The sequence below is a fragment of the Pantoea sp. genome, from assembly GCF_028283705.1.
GTDB lineage: Bacteria > Pseudomonadota > Gammaproteobacteria > Enterobacterales > Enterobacteriaceae > Pantoea.
The window spans coordinates 30,800-53,217 of the sequence record NZ_JAPWKD010000010.1 but is presented as its reverse complement, the minus strand read 5'-3'; the positions used below and the strand labels follow the sequence as shown (position 1 = coordinate 53,217).

Annotated in this window: 18 protein-coding genes and 1 pseudogene; 8 read left to right on the top strand and 11 right to left on the bottom strand. The window is 46.9% G+C overall.

What is annotated here, in order from left to right:
- The first annotated feature begins 88 nt into the window (after window positions 1–88).
- The 3 genes from PW844_RS07025 to PW844_RS07015 all read left to right on the top strand — a co-directional run bounded on the left by PW844_RS07025 (window position 89) and on the right by PW844_RS07015 (window position 2,514).
- Window positions 89–595, top strand: a complete 507-nt coding sequence (locus PW844_RS07025) for a DUF892 family protein (RefSeq protein WP_299449739.1) — start codon at window positions 89–91, stop codon at window positions 593–595.
- 69 nt (window positions 596–664) lie between these two features.
- Complete coding sequence (locus tag PW844_RS07020) at window positions 665–1,582, top strand: manganese catalase family protein (protein WP_299449760.1); 918 nt, start codon at window positions 665–667, stop codon at window positions 1,580–1,582.
- A gap of 674 nt (window positions 1,583–2,256) precedes the next feature.
- Complete coding sequence (locus PW844_RS07015; protein ID WP_299449737.1) at window positions 2,257–2,514, top strand: biofilm development regulator YmgB/AriR family protein; 258 nt, start codon at window positions 2,257–2,259, stop codon at window positions 2,512–2,514.
- A gap of 167 nt (window positions 2,515–2,681) precedes the next feature.
- Here the strand turns inward: PW844_RS07015 and PW844_RS07010 are convergent, their stop codons facing one another.
- Together PW844_RS07010 and PW844_RS07005 are read right to left on the bottom strand one after the other, a co-directional pair.
- Entirely contained in the window at window positions 2,682–2,810 is a 129-nt protein-coding gene (locus PW844_RS07010; RefSeq protein WP_299449735.1) for a hypothetical protein, read from the bottom strand.
- Between the two features lie 914 nt (window positions 2,811–3,724).
- A complete protein-coding gene (locus tag PW844_RS07005) occupies window positions 3,725–4,738 on the bottom strand; it encodes a hypothetical protein (RefSeq protein WP_299449733.1) in 1,014 nt (337 codons plus the stop codon).
- Between the two features lie 565 nt (window positions 4,739–5,303).
- Between PW844_RS07005 and PW844_RS07000 the strand changes: the two genes are divergently transcribed.
- On the top strand, window positions 5,304–9,083 hold the full coding sequence (locus PW844_RS07000) for an NAD(P)-binding protein (RefSeq protein ID WP_299449758.1): 3,780 nt from the start codon (window positions 5,304–5,306) through the stop codon (window positions 9,081–9,083).
- An 880-nt stretch (window positions 9,084–9,963) separates the two neighbouring features.
- On the opposite strand, the gene PW844_RS06995 is transcribed toward PW844_RS07000, so the two are convergent.
- The 6 genes from PW844_RS06995 to PW844_RS06970 all read right to left on the bottom strand — a co-directional run bounded on the left by PW844_RS06995 (window position 9,964) and on the right by PW844_RS06970 (window position 16,086).
- Window positions 9,964–11,040 (bottom strand): ABC transporter ATP-binding protein, encoded by a 1,077-nt coding sequence (locus PW844_RS06995; protein WP_299449731.1) that lies wholly within the window; start codon window positions 11,038–11,040, stop codon window positions 9,964–9,966.
- Window positions 11,041–11,065: 25 nt separating this feature from the next.
- On the bottom strand, window positions 11,066–11,905 hold the full coding sequence (locus PW844_RS06990; protein WP_299449729.1) for a carbohydrate ABC transporter permease: 840 nt from the start codon (window positions 11,903–11,905) through the stop codon (window positions 11,066–11,068).
- Window positions 11,895–12,803, bottom strand: coding sequence for a carbohydrate ABC transporter permease (locus tag PW844_RS06985; RefSeq protein ID WP_299449727.1), 909 nt, complete (start codon window positions 12,801–12,803; stop codon window positions 11,895–11,897). The genes PW844_RS06990 and PW844_RS06985 overlap by 11 nt, the downstream gene beginning before the upstream one ends.
- Before the next feature lie 9 nt (window positions 12,804–12,812).
- The gene (locus PW844_RS06980; RefSeq protein ID WP_299449725.1) at window positions 12,813–14,054 is read right to left on the bottom strand and encodes an extracellular solute-binding protein; all 1,242 of its coding nucleotides are present in this window, start codon (window positions 14,052–14,054) and stop codon (window positions 12,813–12,815) included.
- Window positions 14,055–14,131: 77 nt separating this feature from the next.
- The gene (locus tag PW844_RS06975; RefSeq protein ID WP_299449723.1) at window positions 14,132–15,070 is read right to left on the bottom strand and encodes an ROK family protein; all 939 of its coding nucleotides are present in this window, start codon (window positions 15,068–15,070) and stop codon (window positions 14,132–14,134) included.
- A complete protein-coding gene (locus PW844_RS06970; protein WP_299449721.1) occupies window positions 15,067–16,086 on the bottom strand; it encodes an SIS domain-containing protein in 1,020 nt (339 codons plus the stop codon). Before PW844_RS06970 ends, PW844_RS06975 begins: the two co-directional genes overlap by 4 nt.
- Window positions 16,087–16,274: 188 nt before the next feature.
- On the opposite strand from PW844_RS06970, the gene PW844_RS06965 reads away from it, so the two are divergent.
- From PW844_RS06965 to PW844_RS06950, 3 genes and pseudogenes are all read left to right on the top strand, one after another.
- Window positions 16,275–17,039, top strand: coding sequence for a DeoR/GlpR family DNA-binding transcription regulator (locus PW844_RS06965; RefSeq protein WP_299449719.1), 765 nt, complete (start codon window positions 16,275–16,277; stop codon window positions 17,037–17,039).
- A 236-nt stretch (window positions 17,040–17,275) separates the two neighbouring features.
- Window positions 17,276–18,345, top strand: a pseudogene (locus PW844_RS29390) (IS110 family transposase).
- 761 nt (window positions 18,346–19,106) lie between these two features.
- A complete protein-coding gene (locus PW844_RS06950; RefSeq protein WP_299449713.1) occupies window positions 19,107–19,364 on the top strand; it encodes a biofilm development regulator YmgB/AriR family protein in 258 nt (85 codons plus the stop codon).
- A 149-nt stretch (window positions 19,365–19,513) separates the two neighbouring features.
- On the opposite strand, the gene PW844_RS06945 is transcribed toward PW844_RS06950, so the two are convergent.
- Together PW844_RS06945 and PW844_RS06940 are read right to left on the bottom strand one after the other, a co-directional pair.
- Window positions 19,514–19,639: a hypothetical protein gene (locus PW844_RS06945; protein WP_299449711.1), complete on the bottom strand. Its 126-nt coding sequence runs from the start codon at window positions 19,637–19,639 to the stop codon at window positions 19,514–19,516.
- Between the two features lie 200 nt (window positions 19,640–19,839).
- Window positions 19,840–19,965, bottom strand: a complete 126-nt coding sequence (locus PW844_RS06940) for a hypothetical protein (protein ID WP_299449710.1) — start codon at window positions 19,963–19,965, stop codon at window positions 19,840–19,842.
- A gap of 977 nt (window positions 19,966–20,942) precedes the next feature.
- Here PW844_RS06940 and PW844_RS06935 point away from each other — a divergent pair.
- Window positions 20,943–21,167: a hypothetical protein gene (locus PW844_RS06935; protein ID WP_299449709.1), complete on the top strand. Its 225-nt coding sequence runs from the start codon at window positions 20,943–20,945 to the stop codon at window positions 21,165–21,167.
- A 109-nt stretch (window positions 21,168–21,276) separates the two neighbouring features.
- Here the strand turns inward: PW844_RS06935 and PW844_RS06930 are convergent, their stop codons facing one another.
- Window positions 21,277–22,164 (bottom strand): SDR family oxidoreductase, encoded by an 888-nt coding sequence (locus PW844_RS06930; RefSeq protein ID WP_299449708.1) that lies wholly within the window; start codon window positions 22,162–22,164, stop codon window positions 21,277–21,279.
- Window positions 22,165–22,418: the final 254 nt, after the last annotated feature.

Sequence of the window (22,418 nt, the reverse complement as noted above, 5' to 3'; positions counted from 1 at the left end):
CAGAGCCTGGGTAAGTAATCAGGTCCGCAGGCCCTGAACCCTACTTGATTCCGGATCAGGGGGACATCGTTAACCTGAGAGGTACACCATGACGCATGAAGAGAACTATCTGGCCTGGGTGAAAGATGCCCACGCAATGGAAAAGCAGGCAGAAAGCATGCTGGAGAAAATGTCCGGCCGGCTTGAACATTATCCGGACCTCAAAGCGCGCATCGATCAGCATATTGAAGAAACGCGTGAACAGCAGGTCCTTGTCCAGTCCGTTATTGAACGTTATGACACATCAAGTTCCAGCCTCAAGGATGCGATGGGCAAGCTGTCGGCTTTGGGACAGGCGATGGGCGGCATGATGGCGGATGATGAAGTGGTAAAAGGCGCCATCAGCGGTTACGTTTTTGAGAACCTCGAAATCGGCAGTTATACGTCCCTGATTGCCTCCGCAAAACTTGTCGGCGATGCGGAGGGCGTGCGCATCTTTTCTCAAATCCGCGAGCAGGAAATAGCCATGGCCGAATGGTGCCTGCAGCACCTTCCCGACGTGACGGAACAATTTATGATCCGCTCTGCCACGCCTGGCGTGGAAGCAAAAAAATAAAGCTGTGCTTTAAAACCCGCTTAAGGCGGACATTTTTACGCCCGTAAAACTGGTTAACAGGAGTGAATGATGTTCAGACACGTTAAACAACTGCAGTACACAGTACGCGTTGCGGGGCCTAATCCGGGGCTCGCTAATTTATTGCTTGAGCAGTTTGGGGGCCCCCAGGGCGAGCTGGCAGCTGCATGCCGCTACTTTACTCAGGGACTGGGCGATGAAGACGCCGGGCGTAAAGACATGCTGATGGATATTGCCACCGAAGAACTGAGCCATCTGGAGATTATCGGTTCACTGGTTGGCATGCTCAACAAAGGCGCAAAAGGGGATCTGGCAGAAGGTACTGAACAAGAAGGCGACTTGTACCGTAGCATTACCGGCAACGGTAACGACAGCCATCTGACAGCTCTGTTGTATGGGGGAGGCCCAGCTTTAACAAATTCCGGTGGCGTACCCTGGACAGCCGCCTACGTCGACACCATTGGTGAAGTCACTGCCGACCTTCGCTCTAATATTGCTGCCGAGGCGCGCGCAAAAATCCTGTATGAACGCCTGATAAACATGACTGACGACCCGGGGGTAAAGGACGCGCTGGGATTCCTCATGACCCGGGAAGTCGCGCACCAGATTTCATTCGAAAAGGCGCTTTATTCTATTCAGAATAATTTTCCGCCGGGGAAACTCCCGCCGATTGAAAAATACGCGGGCGTCTATTACAACATGTCCGCTGGCGGAGAAGTCCGTGGAAGCTGGAATTCTGACGAAAACTTCAGTTATGTCGCCGATCCGTCGCCAGCCGTTGACGGGGGAGACGGATCGGCGAGCGTTCAGCTGCCAGCGAAACAACAGGCGGCAATTGATGCGCTTGCGGCACGAACGGCTTCCGATGCGAAGGTAAACCCGGTGACGGGAACCGATATTGGTGCCGTTCCGCCCATCGAAAATGAAGCAGCAGCGCAACGACCTGTGAAAAAACCGCCTAAAAAATAGCGCCGACGCCGCTCCGGTCCTGATAACACTTCAACCATCTTATTATTCTGACTGGTGTTAAACATAGTTCCAAGACTACCTCTTATTATAAGAGAGGCGAAGTGTCTGGTGATCTAAGGGGCTAATCTAGTCGTGTAGCCACGCCCCGTAACGTTTGTACGGGAACAAATCCCCAATGGATCTGTGTTAAAAACGTTAACATAATATAAAGAGGGTGCTGAATTATTTGCCGGTCTGCTTCGCTCAGATGACTGAGCGGCGTCTTTTAATGTCACGCTTTTCAAGCCTCCCTTTGCGGAGGCATTTTTTGGTGCTGTCTGTCTCTGGAATAAAATATCAAAAGCTGTAAGCGCACCATCTTCGATGTATTATGAAAGTTTTCCTGTCTGGCAACGAGCTTGCCCATCTAAATTTATGGACATAATCGATGAAGCAGTCTGGTCATAAGCGGCAGAGTTCACAAACTGAACGCCATATAAAAAGATCGCAAAGAAGACGATATTGACCATACTTACTGTAACTGCTTGCTCCCTGTTAAAAACGAGTGCTTTGCTCTGCCCCTGAAGCCAAAGAATCCACCGTTTTTCAGGGATTTTTTATCATTACTGGATTAACTGACTTAGCATAACGCTCTGTCATCTTTTAATATTCATCATTCTCCTGAGGTATCTAAAATGGTAATTAAACACCCAAGCGAGGCGCAAATCGATGATTGTATCAAAAGCCTCGATCCACTTTACGTTAAAGCCAAAGCAGTGATTATCAAAGTTGAAAATAATTTACTTTTATACAACAAAATGATTAGTAATAAAAAAACCATCGAGGAATTAGTCAAAATGCTGGAATCAGAAAAAGATCCTTCCTTACTTGATACTTATCGAATGGCACTACAAATTATTCTTGAGCAAACACCCGACGATGTCTATCAATAAGTGCTATACTTTACATGGTGATGAAAAAAAGAGATTCTTTCCTTTCGTTTGGACTGTTCGCCCCTGCTTCAGGGGCTTTTTTTTAACTGGCAAAGTTAATCAATACGCAGAAACTTAAAAACCAGGGGCTTGTTAAAGTGAATCCGCCTCGAAAGGCGGTTATGAAGTTATCTTTTGTGCGGTTCGTCATTAGGAAACTCTGTATCCGGATCATCATCATCTTCATCCGGGAACTGGCTATCAGGAAGCTCACCCTCATCAGGAAGCGGATCAACATCATCTGGACGTTCTGACATAATCATCTCCATGTTGCGTAGCGGGTAATTTAAACTTAGCACTGTTATGATTATAGGTATCAGCATCCAGACGAATGTGTGATTTAAGCGTAGTAAAGACATTAAAGATTCGAGTCCTCTTTCTTTTTTATGAATGTCGTCTACACAGATCGTTTTTCAAAAAGCAGGCAATGAAAAGCCACCTTGAGGCGGATGAATATTATTACTTAGAGTTTCTAACTATTTTTGTCGCTTTTTCCCTGGCCGCTTCTTTACTGCCTGTCGGGAGTTTTCCAGGTGTTGAAGCACTTTATTCACTCCCTTTTTAACTTTCTTGATGTGTCAAAGAACCTTCAGAAATATTGGCGTAAAAAGCATAGTGGCTGATCATCGCCCGCTTTGGGAGTGGGGACTCTCACATACTACGCATTCCAGATAGAATTTCACTGTTTGTGGCTATATTGGGCTTTAAGAAGACCGAATTTAGCTGACGTGCGCATGAGCAACGGTACTTTGAGGAATACGCTGAACGAAGATTTATGCAAGTAAACTCAACACGGGAAAGGCTTCTTAAGATTTTTATGGCGACTTTTATGAAGAATGTCTGAATAACAACGGATTCATTGCCACCCGTCACGCCAGAAAAATGATGAATGACCTGAGGCAGAATTATACCGACTGCCGTCAACCTTCATCAATGAGCTATCCTCTGCTAGGAGGCAGCACAGTGACGAAACGGAAGGCCCGACGCGGAACAAACCGACATCACTTCATGGCGGTTGAATCCAGGGCGGGAGCAACTCCTGTCAGCCTCCCGGCCAAACCGGGTCTAACTGCCGCTAAAGATTTAAAATGCTCGGAAAGAAACTCATTTTCCTTTTCCCTCCCGGTTAATTCTGCTGGCTGCAGCAGAACTAAGCGGATGGGGATTGATATCAGTGGTGAGCATTGGTGGTCAATACCTGACGGGGCTGCGTTCGCCTGCCGATACGACCAAACACAGCTGCTAATATAGCTTCGATTAACAGCATAAAAAAAGTAAACCAGCTGGCTCTGGCGGTAGCGGCCGCAGCCTTTTGTGCTACCTCTCTTGCTTTCTGTTCAGCCTGTTGTTTGATTTTTTTGAATTCAGTTAAAGCTTTTTCATAACTCTGAACGGTTTTGTTTACGATTTGATCTGCCTCTTCATCACTTTTGCCGGTTCGCGCTTTGATGATATTTTTTAGGGCATCCCTGTCAACGGCTTGTAAAGTATCTTCATGGCGGGTGGCCACACCCTGAATCCATTTTGTGATATCACTATCGGCATTATTAAGATTTGCTGCGGTATTAGCAGCCTGATTCTGTGCATTATTTTTCTCATTAGCAGCATCCTTTTTTAAAGTTTCAGGTTGGAGCTCAGGCTTACCAGTCTGAACCAGAGTCGCTTCTAATTCCCTCTGGATGTCGTTCATATTAATCTGGTTTTCTCCGAGTTTTTCTTTAGCCATATTTGCTACTGATGGTGCGACAGTACTTATTCCGCTTCCGAGCGCATTGGCGGTATAGCCTAATATGCTAAACGTACCCCCAATAATGCTGCTTGTCAGATATATAGCTAACCAAAGAGTAGCTAGGGTGCTGACACCGAACATCATGAGCCCATGTAATGCACCTTCGCGTTGTGCAAGCCGGCCTGCGATGTAACCTCCTGCCGAGATCGCGGTAATCATGCTAAGGCCTGCCCACAGTAATGTACTGGTTCCCAATAACTTAATGTCGTTTTGTTCCTGTTGCGGATCGATTAAGGTCATGCCTATCGCGGTCCCTAATAGGCTCAGTAAAATTGTTATAATAAGCGCAGTTATCACACCTGCAAAAACTGCACTCCATGAAATGCGTTTTAACGGCAATCCCGTCCCGCTTTCATTTCCGTGTCTGCCATCATTCACCAATGATTCGCTTATCATCCTCATTCTCCTCTTACCACCAAACGTAAAATTTGTATCAAAAAGCCCTTATTGATTAGCGTAGTCGGAATAAATAATTTAACCACGGCACAGTCCTGTAAAAATCGCTTCGGTTACTTAAATGATGCGCTTAATGTCAGTTAGGTCAGCGTTTTTTATTATGAAATGGACCTGTTTTTTGTTGCTGTCGTTTTAAACTAGAGATGAGTGTTGTTTTTCACCTAACACACTGAATTTTATTGCCAATATTTTTTAACCGACAGTCACTTTATATTGTTGTGAATGAGTTTCGATTTTTAAAGGGATGCGGAAGTTTTCAAAAAAGGCTTATGACTAACTCAAAGCAGTAAAAGTTCATTTTTTACCTTCTGGCTATTTTTAGCTTCATGCATATACTGTTATTAAGAGTGTTAATATATTGAAGCTGACGATGATTGATAATCTCCCGGGGAATTATAAGGATCTGATTGCTCTGTTTATTTTAAGGTCAGCCGGTTCAAGTTGTCATGCTTCTGCCTTTCCTGAGGTTTCTCAAGAGAATATTACTGTTTGCGGGGGAGGAAACATGGCGACATTTCGTAGCTTCTGGCAAGGTGGATTTGAAGGTGCGGATCATATAAACCCTCATGGGATCCGGCTTTCAATGAATGAGGTAAACGGTCACGCAAGCCGATTTGCCGAAGATTATGCTAACCTGAATCGTTTCGGTATAAATACGATACGGGAAAGTGTTGGCTGGCGTATTGCCGCTGTCAATAATAAAGCACAATACCAAACTCTCAGGGAGAAGATGCATGCAGCCTTAAACCATAACATTCAAATTAACTGGACGTTATGTCATTACGGATTTCCTGAGCATATCACATTTTTCTCATCTGATTTCATCTCCAGATTTGCAGACTGGAGCTTTAAAATAGCTGATTATTTGAAGAATTATTACACTCAGTCACCCATCTATTCGCCAATAAATGAGATTTCATTCCTCAGTTGGGGGATCTCGGTTGGTTTATTTCCAGCAGGTCATGATGCGCGCCTCAGGGATCCTGATTTGGTAAAGCAGCAGCTCGTACGTGCTGCTCTGGCAGCATGCCACGCAATATTAGATGCCGATAACAGGGCACGATTTCTGCACTGCGATCCCATTATTAATCTCGTCGTTGACCAATCGTCTGCCGCATGTCATGAACATGCAAAAGCAATGAATCAGGCTCAGTTCCAGGCCTGGGATATGCTTTCAGGCAGAACGAATCCTGAATTAGGCGGAGCGCCCCATTTACTTGATATGGTTGGGGCAAATTATTATCACAGTAATCAATGGGAAGCGGATTCGGGGCTACCGCTGGATTGGCATTTAGGCGACCCCCGTCGCTTGCCGTTACATACCCTTCTGAAAAAAGTTTATCAACGTTACAACACTCCGGTATTGCTTGCTGAAACCAGCCATTTTGGCAGCGGAAGGTCTGCATGGTTAAACGATATCACCGCTCAGGTTGCACAGGCACAGCTCAACGGTGTCGAGATTTCAGGCATCTGTTTGTATCCAGTTATTGATCGGCCGCTTTGGGAAAATCCAGACCACTGGCCGCAGGCTGGACTTTGGGACGTAACATCTGGTGAAGGCGCTGCTCATGCCAGGATTCTGCATGCCTCGTACGCACATACCCTATTGAATTGTCAGCGTCAGCTACGACATTTTCAGCGATTTGTCATCAGGGCTGAACAAAAGAAGGAGTTAGCCATGAATCATCATACTTTGATCGTGTTCAGTCATCTGCGTTGGGGGTTTGTTTATCAGCGTCCTCAACATATTTTATCCAGATTGGCGCAATACTTCCGTATCATTTTTATTGAGGAACCCGTGTATGACAGCGGAGAACCTTATTTAAATCAATATCAGGCAGGACCAAATATAAATGTAATCGTGCCGCATTCAAATATTGACGCATGTGGGTTCCATGACAGCCAGATTTCCATTTTAAAGCCCTTATTTTCAGGTCTTATAGAGCCACATGACCGTCCGGTGGTTTGGTTTTATACCCCGATGGCCTTACCGCTGCTGACAAGCTATAAACCTGCTGCCATTATTTATGATTGTATGGATGAGCTATCAGCTTTTGATAAAGCCCCGCGTCAGATGCGTCAGCGTGAATCAGCATTGTTAGGCTGTGCTGATTTGGTGTTCACAGGTGGCAGTAGTTTATACGAAGCGAAAAAAGCCAGACACTCTGCTGTATACTGCTTCCCCAGCAGCGTTGATACCGCGCATTTTGAACAGGCTTTGGATCGCAGCAATGGTCATCCCTTACAGAAAATGCTGCCTTCCCAGCGGCTCGGGTATTACGGCGTTATTGACGAAAGATTAGATATGGCGTTAATCGCAAAACTGGCTGATATGCATCCTGACTGGCAGGTCATCATGGTCGGCCCGATAGTAAAAATTGACCCGTCGACGCTGCCGCAGCGTGATAATATCTACTGGTTTGGTCAGCAACCGTATGCTGCTTTACCCCATTTCCTCGCAGACTGGGATGTTTGCTTAATGCCTTTCGCGTTAAACGATGCGACACGTTATATCAGCCCAACGAAAGTTCTGGAATATATGGCTGCCGGATTGCCAATTGTTAGCAGCGCCATCCCCGATGTTATAAAACATTATTCAAATTTGGTCAGTATTGCCGATTCGCACGATCGTTTTATTACATTGTGTGCTGAGGCTTTACAACTGACACCGCAAGCGCGGGAGACCATGATTAATGGCATGGCGTCGGTATTAGCAAATACTTCCTGGGACAAAACTGCCAACGCCATGTTTGAATTAATTTCGAAAAAGGTGCTGAGTGGTGAATCGGAAAGTGTGGAATCATTTACTGATAAGATTACCGGAAGCAGTGTCTCACTACCTGAAGGCAACACGGTTGAATGCCTGATTTTAGGCGGAGGGCCCACCGGGCTCAGTGCTGCTTACCATTATGGTAAAAATACGATTTTGCTGGAAAAAAATGCGCATACCGGGGGTTGGTGCCGGTCTATTTATGACCGGGGTTTCACCTTTGACCATGCTGGCCATATTATGTTTACCAACGATCCTTATGTACTGAAGCTTTATGACCTGTTGCTGGGAAGCAACCAGCATTGGCAGGTGCGTGAAGCCTGGGTTTATAGTCACGAAGTTTATACACGCTATCCGTTTCAGTCTGCTTTGTTTGGATTACCCCCGAAGGTCATTAGCGAGTGTATTTTAGGCGCAATCGAAGCGCGTTACGGTTTAGTTGAAGCGAAAGAGCCAGAGCCAGAGCCAGACCCCGGCCAAGCTGATGAGTTAGCACATGAGGACTGCTGTGCGGATGGTGGCATGAACGAACTGAAGTGCCGCCTGACATCGGACATACATCCGACAGAAAATTTTGAGCGATTTATTTACTCAACGTGGGGTAAAGGAATTGCTGAACATTTTGCCATTCCATACAACCGGAAGCTGTGGAAGGTCCCACTGTCAGAGATGGATACATCATGGCTTGGTGGACGCGTACCGTTACCCGATTTGAACCAGATTATTACTGGCGCATTGGCCCCTCTGGGCAGGCAGCTGGGGCCAAACGCGCGGTTCGGTTATCCCCTTAAAGGTGGATTCCAGGCTTTAATGGATGGATTTTTACCTCATATGAAAGGTGAGTTACGTACTGATGCGGAAATCGTCAACATTTTTCCGCGTGAGCATATGGTGGTACTGGCGAATGGCCACAAATACCATTTTCAGCAGTTGATCAGTACATTGCCGCTACCAGAACTGGTCAGGCTGATTGGCGGTGAGGCGCCACCGTCGATTAGGGCGGCAGCACAGACGCTACGTCATGTATCCGTGCGCTGCGTTAATCTTGGAATTAATCGACCAGCTTTAAGTGATAAGCATTGGATCTACTATCCAGGTGATACGATATTCCATCGAATTTTTCTTCAGGGGAATGCCAGCCCACACTGTAACCCTGATGGTGGATTCGGGTTGACCTGCGAAATGACATATTGTCCCGGCTATCCATTGGCGCTTGAAGGCCAGGCATTAATTCAGCGTTGCATCGAAGACTGTATTCGCGTTGGACTATTTACCTCAGAAGATAAGGTGATCTGCGCCAATCAGGTGGATATGCCTTACGCTTACGTTGTGTATGACCATCAGCGAAGGAAAAACGTGGCACTCATACGCGACTGGTTGCTTCAACAGGATATAACGCTTTCCGGGAGATACAGCGAGTGGGAGTATTATAATTCGGATCATGCATTTCTTGCCGGGAAACGTGCTGCCGAATCCGTTGCCAGCAGATTGATTACCTTAAAAAGCAGTGCTTAACGGCGTCTTAGGTCCTTAGGAGTTGCGAAAAATTGAAGATGAGTATTTAGAACGCAACTCTTTTCGGCGGTCTCGTTTAGATGATGGGGATTAGTAATATGAAAATCCTGTTATAGGAATAATAGCTCACTCATTTTCTTTTAAGTACAGACAAATTGGCCTGGTTTGTGGAATATTGATCTTTATGATAAATGATCTTTTCTGGCTTAATCTTAATGAAGTCGGGCTGATGATCCCGTCTCAGCATGCGCACCTGTCTGATGAAAAAGGCGTGCTTTCCGCCGTACCGGTTTAGCCGTACAGAAACAGTTTTCTGTGGCGTAAACTGCAAGATGCTAATTATTGAAGCAGAACCGGACGCTTGCCCGGTTTTCTTTCATAAGAACTGAGCGGCGCTCGATGTTGGTCATGAAAATATCACCAGCGTTTCATAAGTGGGCTTACATTCACTCCGCAGGAGGTTTTTGACAGAACGCTGGGATCTGAGAAAGTTACGGGATATTAGATGAATAAAATGAAAACGCTACTGAGTACATTACAGCAGGAGCACAACTGAATCACCCATATTCACATCCGTTCCCCTCCACGAAAATATTATCATGGAATAGGCAACATCCTTTGAATCACAGATTCCACATCGCAAGCATGACAAAATCGGCTCACCAGAGTGTCGGGCTAAGATGAGATGTTAGTGGATGTATGTCAAACTTAATAGCGATCTATTTCTTGTCGATTCAACAAGAATGACAACTTTCAGGCAATAAAAATTCAAACCCGGAATATGCATCAATATGCGGCGTTTAGCTCGAACCCACCGGCATCCTTAAACACCGGCGGGGAGTGAATAAATCAGGCATCATTTCGTCGTGATTAGCGACTATTACAGCCGTGCACCGCTGGTTTTATCAAATAAATGCAGATGTTTGGTGTCGATACTCAACAACAGTCTGTCACCCGGCTGAGCCAGAACCCGGCTGCTCACCTGCACATGCAGTGGAAACCCTTGCCAGTCAAGATGTAGCAAACTTGATTCGCCTGTAATCTCCACCAATCTGACCATCGCTGGACTTCCTGACTTCTCGTCAATTAAAAAGTTATGTGGGCGAACACCGAGAGTGACTTTTTTATCACACTGATGTAATGCTGCATGATGCCATTCGTCAGGTAAAGGGAGCCAGAAATCACCGCAGGAGACGCCAGGTACACTGTCCCGGGTAGTGAGTTGGCTATCTAGCAAATTCATAGGAGGGGAACCAATAAATCGCGCGACGAAGGTATTGGCCGGGCGATCATAAATCTCCAGAGGATTCCCTTGCTGGACAATAACACCTTCCCGCATTACCACAATCTGGTCAGCTAACGTCATAGCTTCTACCTGATCATGGGTCACATAGACCATGGTGGTTCCGAAACGTTGATGCAGTGATTTTATTTCGGCGCGTAATTCCATTCTTAGCTGAGCGTCCAGATTGGAAAGGGGCTCATCAAAGAGAAAAACCTGCGGATTGCGAACCATCGCTCTCCCCATTGCTACACGCTGGCGCTGGCCGCCAGATAGCGCGCGGGGGTAGCGCGTTAACAGTTTGTCGATGCCGAGTATGGCTGCAATCCGGGAAATTTTCTCTTGTTGTTTTTCGCGTTTAACTTTGCGTACTTGCATATGAAATGCCAGGTTCTCCGCCACCGTCAGGTGTGGATAAAGTGCATAGCTTTGAAACACCATAGCGATATCACGGTCGGCAGGGTCAAGATCATTAATTTGTTTATTATTTAGTAGGATGTCCCCATCTGAAACTGCATCCAGACCTGCCAGCAAACGCAGCAGTGTCGACTTGCCACAGCCTGATGGCCCAACTAATACCGTAAAACTCCCGTCAGGGATGGTCAGGTCCAGCGGCTGCAATACCACCTGTTTGCCATAACGGCGAGAAACTTTTACCAGTTCAATGCTTGCCATAATTATTGATTCCAGAAATGGATTGCTAACCCTTGCTCCCGCCGCTGGCGAGACCACTCACTAATGACTTTTGTAACCAGATAGCGATAAGAAGAGGCGGTAACGAAGCAAGTATTCCGACTGCCGCGATTAAACCATCGTCAGTTGCACGCCCGGCGGTAAAGCCGGCAATCGTTACCGGCAGGGTTTGTGCTTCAATATTACTGGTATAAAGAAGCGCGTAAAAAAACTCATCCCATGCCAGTAACCAGCCAAATAGTGCTGAAGCACCCAGTACTGGCTTCGCCAGCGGTAGCGTGATACGCAGCAATACCTGCCAGAAGCGCAGACCATCCAACCGTGCCGCCTGTTCAATATCCTGAGGAAGCGTGTCGAACTGGTTTTTGAGCATCCATGTCAAAAAGGGCAGGATCAGCGAACAATAGACCAGAATCAGCCCAAGGTGAGTATTCAGCAGGTTGAGTTGTTGCAGCACAAAGTAAAGAGGCAGCACAAACGCAACCGGCGGCACCATATAGATGGCGAGACTTGCGAATAACCAACCATCGCGACCGGGGTAACGTGAAAAACTAAACGCAGCAGGGATTGCCAGCATCAGTGATACCAGTGTTGCGCCACATGCAACCAGTAGGCTGTTTAACAATGCATGCAAGAACAATTCACCCGGTTGTCCAGGAGCAAGCGATACCAGACGGACGTAGCGGGAGAAGTCCCACTGGCGAGGAAGCCACTCCAGGGGGATTCGGGTCAGATCTGCCGTCGAGCTCACACTCATCAGAAATAGCCAGATCATGGGCGTGAGTATCGACAGCGCTACCAGCAGTGCGGCTAAATAGCGCGGGATGAGACGAATTTTACGTTTCACTGACTTTACTCCGGCGACGCTGGCGTAGCAGCATTAACATATACAGCGCAATAAGGACGCTACACATCAAGGTCATCAGGATAGCGTAGGCGGCACCGCTTCCCGCACGCAGATAGCTGAACGATTCCTGATAAACAAAGAAACTCAGGGTCTTGGTACTATCTACCGGACCACCGCGCGTCATCACATAAATGATGTCAAAGATCTTGAAGGCATCGATGGTACGCAGCACGAGGGCCACACTGAGCGGTCCGGCGATAGCAGGCAATGTAATAGCGTTGAAACGTCTAAATGCCGAAGCACCATCAAGCCGTGCTGCCTCGTAGAGATCTTCCGGGATTGACTGCATCGCCGCCAACACCAGCAAAGTCACCAGAGGATAGTTCTTCCAGATGTCCGCCAGCATTACAGTGTTGAGCGCTGAGTCAGGAGAACCCAACCAGCTACGATAGTGATCAAGCAACCCCAGTTGTGTCAGCAGGGCATTGACGCTGCCATAGTCTGGGTTGAAATTGAGGCGCCACATCATGGCATTCACAATTGTCGGCAGCGCCCATGGCAGAATGACCAGTACTCTCAGCATGTTACGGCCATAAAATGGCTGATTAAGCAGCAGAGCGACCAACACACCCAAGACCCCCTCAATCAGCACTGAGGCAATGGTAAACCAAAGTGTGCGGCCTATTGCGGCGACAAAATCCGGATCGGTCAGCGCGTAGAAATAATTATCCAGCCCAATCCAGTTTGGCTCACCGCTTCCGGCAATAAGTGCCGCATCGGTAAAGCTGAGCCAGACAGTACGAAACAGCGGCCAGGCAGTAAGAAGAAACATCATCAATAGCATGGGTGCCAGCAGCACCCATGCCTGACGATGCTCACGTTGTTGCAAACTGAGCATTTTTTTTCCTTACCGCAGTCGCGCAGCGCTTTTGGTCAGAGCCTGCATACCCGCTTCAGGCGTTTCCTGACCTTGCAGGATCTGTTGCAGATGCTGCTGTAGCATATTCGAGAGGCGGGAGTAATCTGGAATAATTGGACGCATCAGCATGACTCCAAGAGCCTTGTCTGCGGCATCAATCAGCGCTTCCTGACCATTTCGTACCGCCGGATCCTGATAGGAGGATTTCCAGATAGGTAGACTCAGACGTGCATATTTGTTTTGCACCGGCTGCGAGGTGAGATAAGTAATATAATCCCACGCCTGATCGGGATGGCTGCTGGTTTGTGAGACACCTAACCCCATAGAACCATTCATTGAAGCCACTTCGCCTGGAGTATCACCTGGTGCAGGCATAATGCCGATTTCACCGGCGACTTTGCTCTTCTTTGGATCGTTTGCCAAGTTATACATATAGGTCCAGTTCAGGGCGAAGGCTGCATCGCCGTTGGAGAAGACTTTTCGCACATCCTCTTCCAGATATTCATTAGAGTTTGGATTCGTCACTCCTTTATCAAGCGACGCTTTCATAAAAGTAATTGCCTTCAGCGCGCCGGGATCCGTAAAAGTGAGCCGGCCATTGTCATTGAACCCACCTTTAAATGCCGACACCATAGTCGTGTAATCACAAACCAGAGCCTCGGCCTGCGACCAGCTCCACACCAGAGGATATTTGACGATACCTTTCTGTTTGATGATCTGTGACTGCTCCATTACTTGCTTCCAGCTTTGTGGAGGTGTGGAAATACCTGCTTTCTCCAACATCGCCTTGTTGTAATAGAGATATTTGGTGTCGAGGATCCACGGCATACCATACTGCTTATCTTTCCAGGTGACAGTGTTCAGCGCACCAGCAAAAATTTTGTTTTTCAGCTCAGGTGTAAAATGGCTGGAAACATCTTTCAGCATGTTGAATTTGCTGAACTCGGCTGGCCACATATCATCAAATAACACGACATCGTAACCGTTGCTGCCGGCGCCACGGGCTGCAACTATTTTGTCGTGCAGTGCTTCATAGGGAACAAACTCCAGGTTGATCTGTACATCAGGATGTGCCCTTTCATAATCGGTAGTCATGGCGCGGATGTCGCTCTCGCTATAAGCCGATTGCGACATAAAAAGTGCACTCAGTTCCGTTTTTGCGCTGGCGTAGCCGGAAATCAGCAGCGTGACAAGACAGCTGCTGAGCTGCAAAGTTACTCGTCTTTTCATTCTGACTCTCCATACAGGTGAGATAATGGCTTATGTGAAAGTGCTGCACATACACATGGCTGTGCAGTTATAAGTTGTTAATAATGCATAGCGGGTTCCCCGAGTGTTGGCAGCAGAGCTGCTCCTAGCGATCCCGCCGAATCGCCGAGAGATGAAGTCACGATATTTGGATGTAATGCGTAACCACCTGCGCGCTGAAGCGCATGCTGAAGTCCACTGTGGAATAGCGGCAGCAGGCCTGCAGCACTACCACTGAGAACAGTGATCTCCGGACCATAGAGAGTCAGCAGGGTAGAGAGGCCGCGACCGACGCGCTCGCCATACTGTCGGAATAGTTCTGCTAACTGGCTGTTCTGCTCACTTTTTTCGAGTAACAGCTCAACACTAAGCTGTTGCCATTCAAGATCAGGCAGCAATGGTTTTAATGCCTGCTGAAGCCAGCTGCGTGATGCTGACATCTCCCAGCAACCGGTAATACCGCAATAGCAGCGATCTGAATCACCAGAGACAGGTATATGGCCCGCTTCAGGATGACGGCCATCATGAGTACGTAAAGGTTTCCCTTTATCGAGCATCGCCACACCGATACCGGTACCCAGCGTCACCATCAACATGCGACTGCTACCGGTACCCGCCCCGGCATGGAGTTCGCCCAGAGCTGCCGTCACCGCATCGTTGTCGATGCTGACAGGTACCTGCAATTGCTGTCGCATCTCTTCCAGTAGTGGAAAATGAGAGAAGCAAGCGAGCGTATCCCCATTTTCAATTACGCCGTGTTTGTTATTAACCGGTCCGCTGGCTCCTATTCCCAGGCTGATAATGTGTCCGTCTACGGGACAGATCTGCCTTAGGTAAGCAACCAGCGCTACACTGCGCTGCTGCTGTGGCAGTGCCGCAAAGTCAGCTGTGGGTAGCGTGAGCGCAGCGACTTCCTGAAGTCCGTCGATCAGTATCAAACGCGTCCCGGTACCGCCCATATCAATACCAGCACGCAGAGGGCGGTGTTTATCACTCATACCGTTACCGTGATCTTTTTGCCGTAAAGAAATTCACCAGGGACCATACCGTTGCCGCGTGCTAACGTGACCGTCAGTTGCTGGACATGGAGCATGGCAAAAATTAACCGTACCAGCTCATCATCACCGGGGGTGGTCAGCAACTGACTACCGGGATAAGCACATGGCCCAACGGTAATGACCTGGGTGCCATTACTGTTCAAATCCTGTGAAAGTTGTATCAGAGTGGGTTCGCTACCATCGCCAAACAGCAGAGCAGTCATTTGCTCACCAGAAGTCTCCATCGGACCGTGGCGGAATTCTCCACCAATAAAACCTTCAGCACTGACTTTGGAAGACTCTTTGGTGATCAGCGCACCAGTCATCGCGGTTGCAGCATCGGCCCCGATACCGATCATTACCAGTCTTGGCTTAGTGCGACAGAAGAAGGTATCAGCCAGCGATTGTGCCGATGTTGTTTCAGTAACCAAGGTTGCGATGTCACCAAGGCAGTTATACAGCCGATCCAACAAAGGCTGTTCTGCTTCACCCGTCAGCACATTAAGAATTCGATAGCTGGCCACCAGCGTATTGAGATAGCTCTTGGCACTCACTGTGGCTTCTTCGCCGCTGCGCAACTCGACCAAAATGTCGGCACGTTGAGCAAGAGTGCTGTCGATATCGTTAGTCACCCCAATTAAGGTGCGTGGTTGGCAGATGCAGTCGAGCAAACGAACCACTTCTCCACTCATACCCGATTGTGAGGTCATCCACAGCAGCGTGTTTTCAGTGACCAGTGCGGGCATATCGAGCAGTCGACCTGCATCAATACGCCAGACGGGCAGTCCAAGTTCGATTAACCGACGCTCAATCGGGATTAATGCATAGTCAGACGACCCCATCCCAGCCAGCACAATGCGTTCATAGCTTCGTACATCCAGCTCGCTTAATTCGGCAGGCAGTGAATAGTGCAACTGTTCACTGAGCGCATTGGGTTGCTGCAAAATATCCTTCTCATATTCACTGCGGGTAATCATCGAAATTTTCCTATGTGTGTTAGATAGCCATCAAAATACATTACACGAAATCGTGCGGTCAATGCGCGATATCATGTGAAAAAGTTATGGGATGAATTTTATGAACAAATTTATACGTGTATAAGGTGACGTGATTTGAAAAAAAAGATAATATTTGCCCGAATTCGTGCAAATTATGAGGTAAGTCTGTGTCAGCTACGGAACGACGTAAACAGATCCTTGCAATGATTAATGAGAAAGGGTATCTCAACGCCAGCGAACTATCGGCCCAGTTCGGTGTGGACAGTTCTACAATTCGCCGGGATTTGTCACGGCTGGAGCAAAGCGGGCAGGTGATGCGAACTCATGGCGGATTGTTACCTGTCGTAGGTTCCGCAGCGCATGCAGATTCTCCTTATAGCGTCCGACGGCAGATGAACGGTGAAGCGAAAAGCGCTATTGCGCATCACGCTGCCAGTCTGGTTCAGGATGGTCAGTCGCTAATTCTGGACAATGGGTCCAGCGTATTTGAACTGGCACTGGCGCTGAAGGAAAAGAAGAATCTCACGGTGTTGACTAATGATATCAATACAGCCTTTACACTTAGCCATTATCCCGGAATCACTTTGCATGTTGCAGGTGGCCTGATGCTGGAAAACGTCTATACGTTAGTCGGCCAGGATACCATCAGCAAAATTAATAGCATGCATGTTGACTGGGCATTCCTTGGTGCCGAAGGAGTCCATCATGAACGTGGCCTGACCAACATCAACACCGTTGAAATTCCGGTTAAGCAGGCAATGATTCATGCAGCGGAAAAAACTGTGGTTCTGGCTGATAGCAGCAAAATTGGATATCGCGCATTGTCCTATGTTTGCGATTTGGATGAAATCGATATGATCATTACCGATGATATGCATCCCGTTAAACAGCGTACTCAATACGGCGACCGACTGACCATTGTAAAGGTTTAATCTGGATTATCCCGTATTGTTGGGACACTCATTCTAATATACTTTCAAATACCGGATCGGACTGACCCGTGCTGGGATTGGCTCAGATGCCTTTGTGTTGACCTGTCGTCTGATTCTGGTATTTCCCGGGCATAACCGGGTCCAGCGTTTGTGACCTGATAGTAGCTTTGTGCTGCATCCCGAGTGTCCTGTCCTGCGGTGGGGATGGTTGTGCTACCAATATCTGGGGGCAAACCATGCAAAACGACCACCAATCTTATGAAAGCGTGATCTTGGGTGTCGATACACACCTTGATATTCATGTCGGTGCTGTTATCAGTCAGGCAGGTAAACTGCTTGGAACTCACATTATTCAAACAAATCAAGCTGGTTATCTGGAACTACTTGACTGGGCACGTTCTTTAGGAATCCTCGAACGAGCAGGCATCGAAGGAACTGGTACTTATGGTGCAGCATTAACATGTTATCTCATTAAGAATGGAATCTATGTGATTGAAGTTAACCGGCCAGATCGCTCAAAACGTCGCCTTGCAGGGAAGTCAGATCCCCTGGATGCAGTAAATGCTGCCCGGACAGTTCTTTTTGGGAGCAGCAAGGCCATACCAAAAATGCAGTCCGGCGCGTGTGAAGCTCTCCGAATTATCAGTGTTGCCGACGCAGCGCAGTAAAAGCCCGCACGCAGGCGATTAATCAGCTTCGTGCGTTGCTGGTTAGTGCCCCACAGGATGTTCGCGACAAACTATGGAAATCGAAACCGCACGAATGCGTAGTCGCCTGCATTAACAGCGAAGTGTCAGAGCACTCTCCATTGCGGATAGCCCTGTGTGGCACGCTTCGAAGCCTTGCAAAACGATGGATGTCTGTGACTGAAGAACTGAATGAACTGGACGAATCATTGAATAAACTGACTCGCAAATATGCCAGTAACCTCCGTAGCCAGTTTGGGGTAGGACCACAGACCGCTGCAACACTGCTGGCTGTTGCAGGTGATAACCCCGAACGTTTAAAAAATGAAGCGGCTCTGGCATCGCTCTGTGGCGTAAATCCGTTACCAGCATCATCAGGAAAAACAGTCAGACACAGATTAAACCGTGGCGGGTCACGTGAAGCAAACAACGCCCTGTGGACAATTGCCCTTGTGCGTATGCGTAGCGATCCGCGCACAAGAATCTATGTTGACAGACGGACTGGTGAAGGGCTGTCGACCAAAGAGATCCTTAGATGCCTAAAACGCTACATTGTCCGTGAACTCTATCCATTGATTTTATCGGACCTCGCTTATGCCAATCGCCCGCTCTTGACATAGGAGCGTCATTAAGTACCCAGCCACCCATCCAGACGCTGAGTTGAGAATGTACTCAGCGCCTTGATAAGACTGACGGTCATGACAATTGTCTTGGTATGGGAGAATTACCTATTGATTCAGATGAACAACACCCGCGTGATAAATCACGCCGCGACGGGCGAGGTGCGGTCTGGGGTGTGTTTGGGTACCTAATTTAACATAATTTCCATTTTACGATCTTTTGCAATTATCTGAAATATATCATATTTAGATAAGTTGGCAAAACTGAAGTGACCGCTTGGGCTACCTGCTGATACTACCAATGTCCGCTGCTCGGGGTGATATCTTTTTCACACATCTGCACAGAGTGATGACGTGATGGCCTAACGGATCGCTGTCAACACCCCGTAAATCTTAAAACTCAAACCCCAGAACAACCATTCTTACGGCAAACTCTAGGAATTAATGGAACATCATTCGCCATAATAAAAAATACCGCTGAGAGTGGTTGTGTTGAATGAGAAATTATTATGGAACAGTAGCCGCATAAGCGACAGCGGTCACAAAGCAGGTGCCACAAACAGATAATGGAAGCAAAGATCATGATATTGACCATACTTACTCTGACTGATGACTCCCTGTTATAAAATAGTGCTTTGCACTACCTCTGAAGCTAAAGCCCCCATTATTCAGAGGTTTTTTTTGACTTTAATCTTGTGTTAGGTGACTTAGCATAACGCTCTTTCATCTTTGAACATCCATCATTCCTCTGAGGTAGCTAAATGGCAATTACACACCCAACCGAGGCGCAAATCGATTCTTATATCAAAAGTATCGATCCACTTTACGTTAAAGCTAAAGCTGTGATTATCAAAGTTGAGAATGATTTATGGTTATCCAACAATATGATTAGCAATAAAAAAATTATCGAGAAATTAGTGGTAATGCTTGAGTCAGAAAAAGAGCCGTACTTACTTGATACTTATCGAATGGCACTACAAATGATTCTTGATCAAACACCCGACGATGTCTACCAATGAGTGCTATGCTTTAAATGGTGTTACAAAAAGATCCTATTTCCTTTCATTGGACTTTTCGCCCCTGCTTCAGGGGCTTTTTTTATTCGCGCAGTTAGTTTATGTGGCAAAGATTAATAAAACTGAAACCGCCCCGAAAGGCGGTTATTAGTTTATCGCTTAGGCGATTCGTCATTAGGAAACTCTGCATCCGGATCATCATCTTCATCCGGGAACTGGCTGTCATGAACCTCACCTTCATCAGGCAGCGGTTCAACATCATCTGGACGTTCTGACATACTGATCTCCATGTTGCGTAACTGGTAATCTAAATTCTAGCGCTGTTATGATTATAATTATGAGCATTATAACGAATGCGTGATTTAAGCGTAGTAAAGAGAATAAAGAAGACTCCCCCCTTTCTTTTTTATGAATATCGTCTACACAAACCGTTATTGTAATAACATGAAATAAAAAGCCACCTTAAGGTGGCTTTTTATTATTCCTTTGAATTCCTGTCTCTTTTTGTCGCTTTTTCCTTGGCTGATTCTTTATTGCCTGTCGGAAGTTTTCCAGGTGTAGAAGCGCTTCCTTCACTCCCTTTTTTACCTTCTTGATTGGTCATATAAGCCTCCAACATTACTTGGTGTCAAAGTCATTATAGCTAACAAATGACTATTCAGACGTTCTCTATCAATTATGTTATGATTTATCCCAATTCTGTAGGCAGTCTCTGTCATCATTTTCGAGACCGAATCCGGGCTTATCGCTGTAGCACTTAGGTAAGAAACTACTCAGGGAATCGTTGAGCTGAAATTATTTCAGTACAGCCGCAGAGAATTCCTGTCGGTTTTCAAACAACTATCCATCAGCCCTTATCTGAGCCTTTCTCAAAAACTGCGTGGCGGTACCGTTCTCTTCCCTGTGAGTTCGGTTCTCTGTGTTTATTGTAAGCTTCCAGCCAAGAATAACTTAGGTAAGATCGCTTTAAGGGATAATGAAGCGAACCTGGTTTCTCATAACGGCTCTGTTTCTTTAAGATAGCAGAATGCAGCCAAGGCGAGAAATATTAAGGTTATTCATGATGATTCTGCCCATTGAGTGCTAAGGCGTAGCGTCACCATACAAAAGCATATCATTTGCGTCAGGTTTACTGGCAGGAGAATGGGCAAAGCAAGAAATCAATTTATTCACCTGATAACATTAACCCTCGCGGGTCTTGCGCAGTAGTTTAGCGGCATCGTGAGTAATTGCTCTGACAGGCAAGTGACCGGATGAAGCCTTCATGCGGTCCAACTCATAGATGATGTTGTCTCTGTTTACCGGAAGCCCTTTTGCTACGATCGTGATCACTGCTGCACCAATAGCGCATCCGATTAAACCTGTTCGATCTGTTTTAGAATAACTCATAAGGTAAGACGCATATCTGTAACGATTTTCTTTACTATAGCATGAAAGGAAAATTATAAAACTTTTATCACGATGAAAATCAAATAAATTTACCGGTAGTGTTCGCCACGGCATTTTCTTGCGCAAGGAGGAGATGGAAAAAGCATGGATAAGTGCTTAACTAATAATATGGGCTGAGAGTGGAGGAACTTTATGAATCTTGATGCATTAGCACAATATCTTGATCTTACTGCACAAGAGTTAAGAGAAACAGGAATTAGCCAAAATGACATTCACGAAGATCCAGGTGACAAAGTTGACTTAATTAATAATTATTATTTTAATGTCCCTGACAAAACACCACAGCATATACTGGGTAAAAAAAATTGGTCTATTGGAGAACGGATAGACTTCCCCGGGGAAATCCTTGACTTATAGCCGATGTTTTTTCAATGAAAATTTGATAAAGGCAGCATGGGGAGTAAACGTAAGAATGGCCATTCATTTCAAACACGGTGGCCGTAGTCAGAGGCCACCTATGATGAAATCAAACTGTGCCGGTGCCACCATCAGAACACCAGACCTGGCCGGAGGTGTAACTTGCTTCATCAGAAGCCAGCAGCACATACAGAGGAGCGATTTCCACCGGCTGACCGGGACGGCCCAGTGGAGCCTGCTCGCCAAACTGTTTCAGTTTTTCCTGTGGCTGCCCGCCTGAAGGTTGTAGCGGCGTCCAGTAAGGACCCGGCGCAACGGCGTTAACACGTATTCCTTCCGGAGCCAGTTGTTTCGCCAGCGCTTTGGTAAAGATGGCGATGCAGGCTTTGGTCTGCGCATAATCCAGCAGAATAGCGCTCGGTTCGTAAGCCTGCACAGATGACGTATTAATAACGCTGGCACCCTTTTTCAGGTGTTTGAGTGCCGCTTTGGTTATCCAGAACATGGCATAAACATTGGTTTTGAATGTCGCGTCAAAATCTTCAGTAGTAAGCTCGTGGATGGATGAGCAGAACTGCTGGCGACCCGCATTGTTCACCAGAACATCCAGCCCACCCAGTTCGTTTACGGCTTTTTCCACCAGTTGGGTGCAGAATGCTTCACTGCGGATATCCCCAGGCAGAGCGACGGCGTTACGCCCTTCTGCACGGATAAGTTTGATCACCTCTTCAGCATCTTTTTCCTCTGCGGGCAGGTAACCAATGGCCACATCCGCCCCTTCGCGTGCAAATGCAATCGCCGCAGCACGTCCAATACCTGAATCACCGCCGGTGATCAGCGCTTTTTTGCCTTTAAGGCGGCCATGCCCCTGATAGCTGGTTTCACCGTGATCCGGAACAGGGATCATATCGGATGCCAGACCAGGAGCATTTTGCGGTTGTTCTTTAAAAGGAGGAGTTGGCAGATGTGGCTGATTATTTCCAGTGGCATGTGACATAATTACCTCTTTAATTTCAGCTTGAGCACTAATTATTTCAAATGAACAGTTTATTATAGTTCATACCTGTAAAAACGCTAACCGATAAGCTGATCTAAGCAATGTTCTTAGTTAAATTCACCCTAATACAGATGATTCTTAAAAATAATTTCGCGTTCAGAAATAATATGCCCGGGAGTACATTTTCGAAATAATTTATCGGCGTAAAAACATTCATAAGGCATAATTTAAGTCTGCGTGATAAACTTACATGT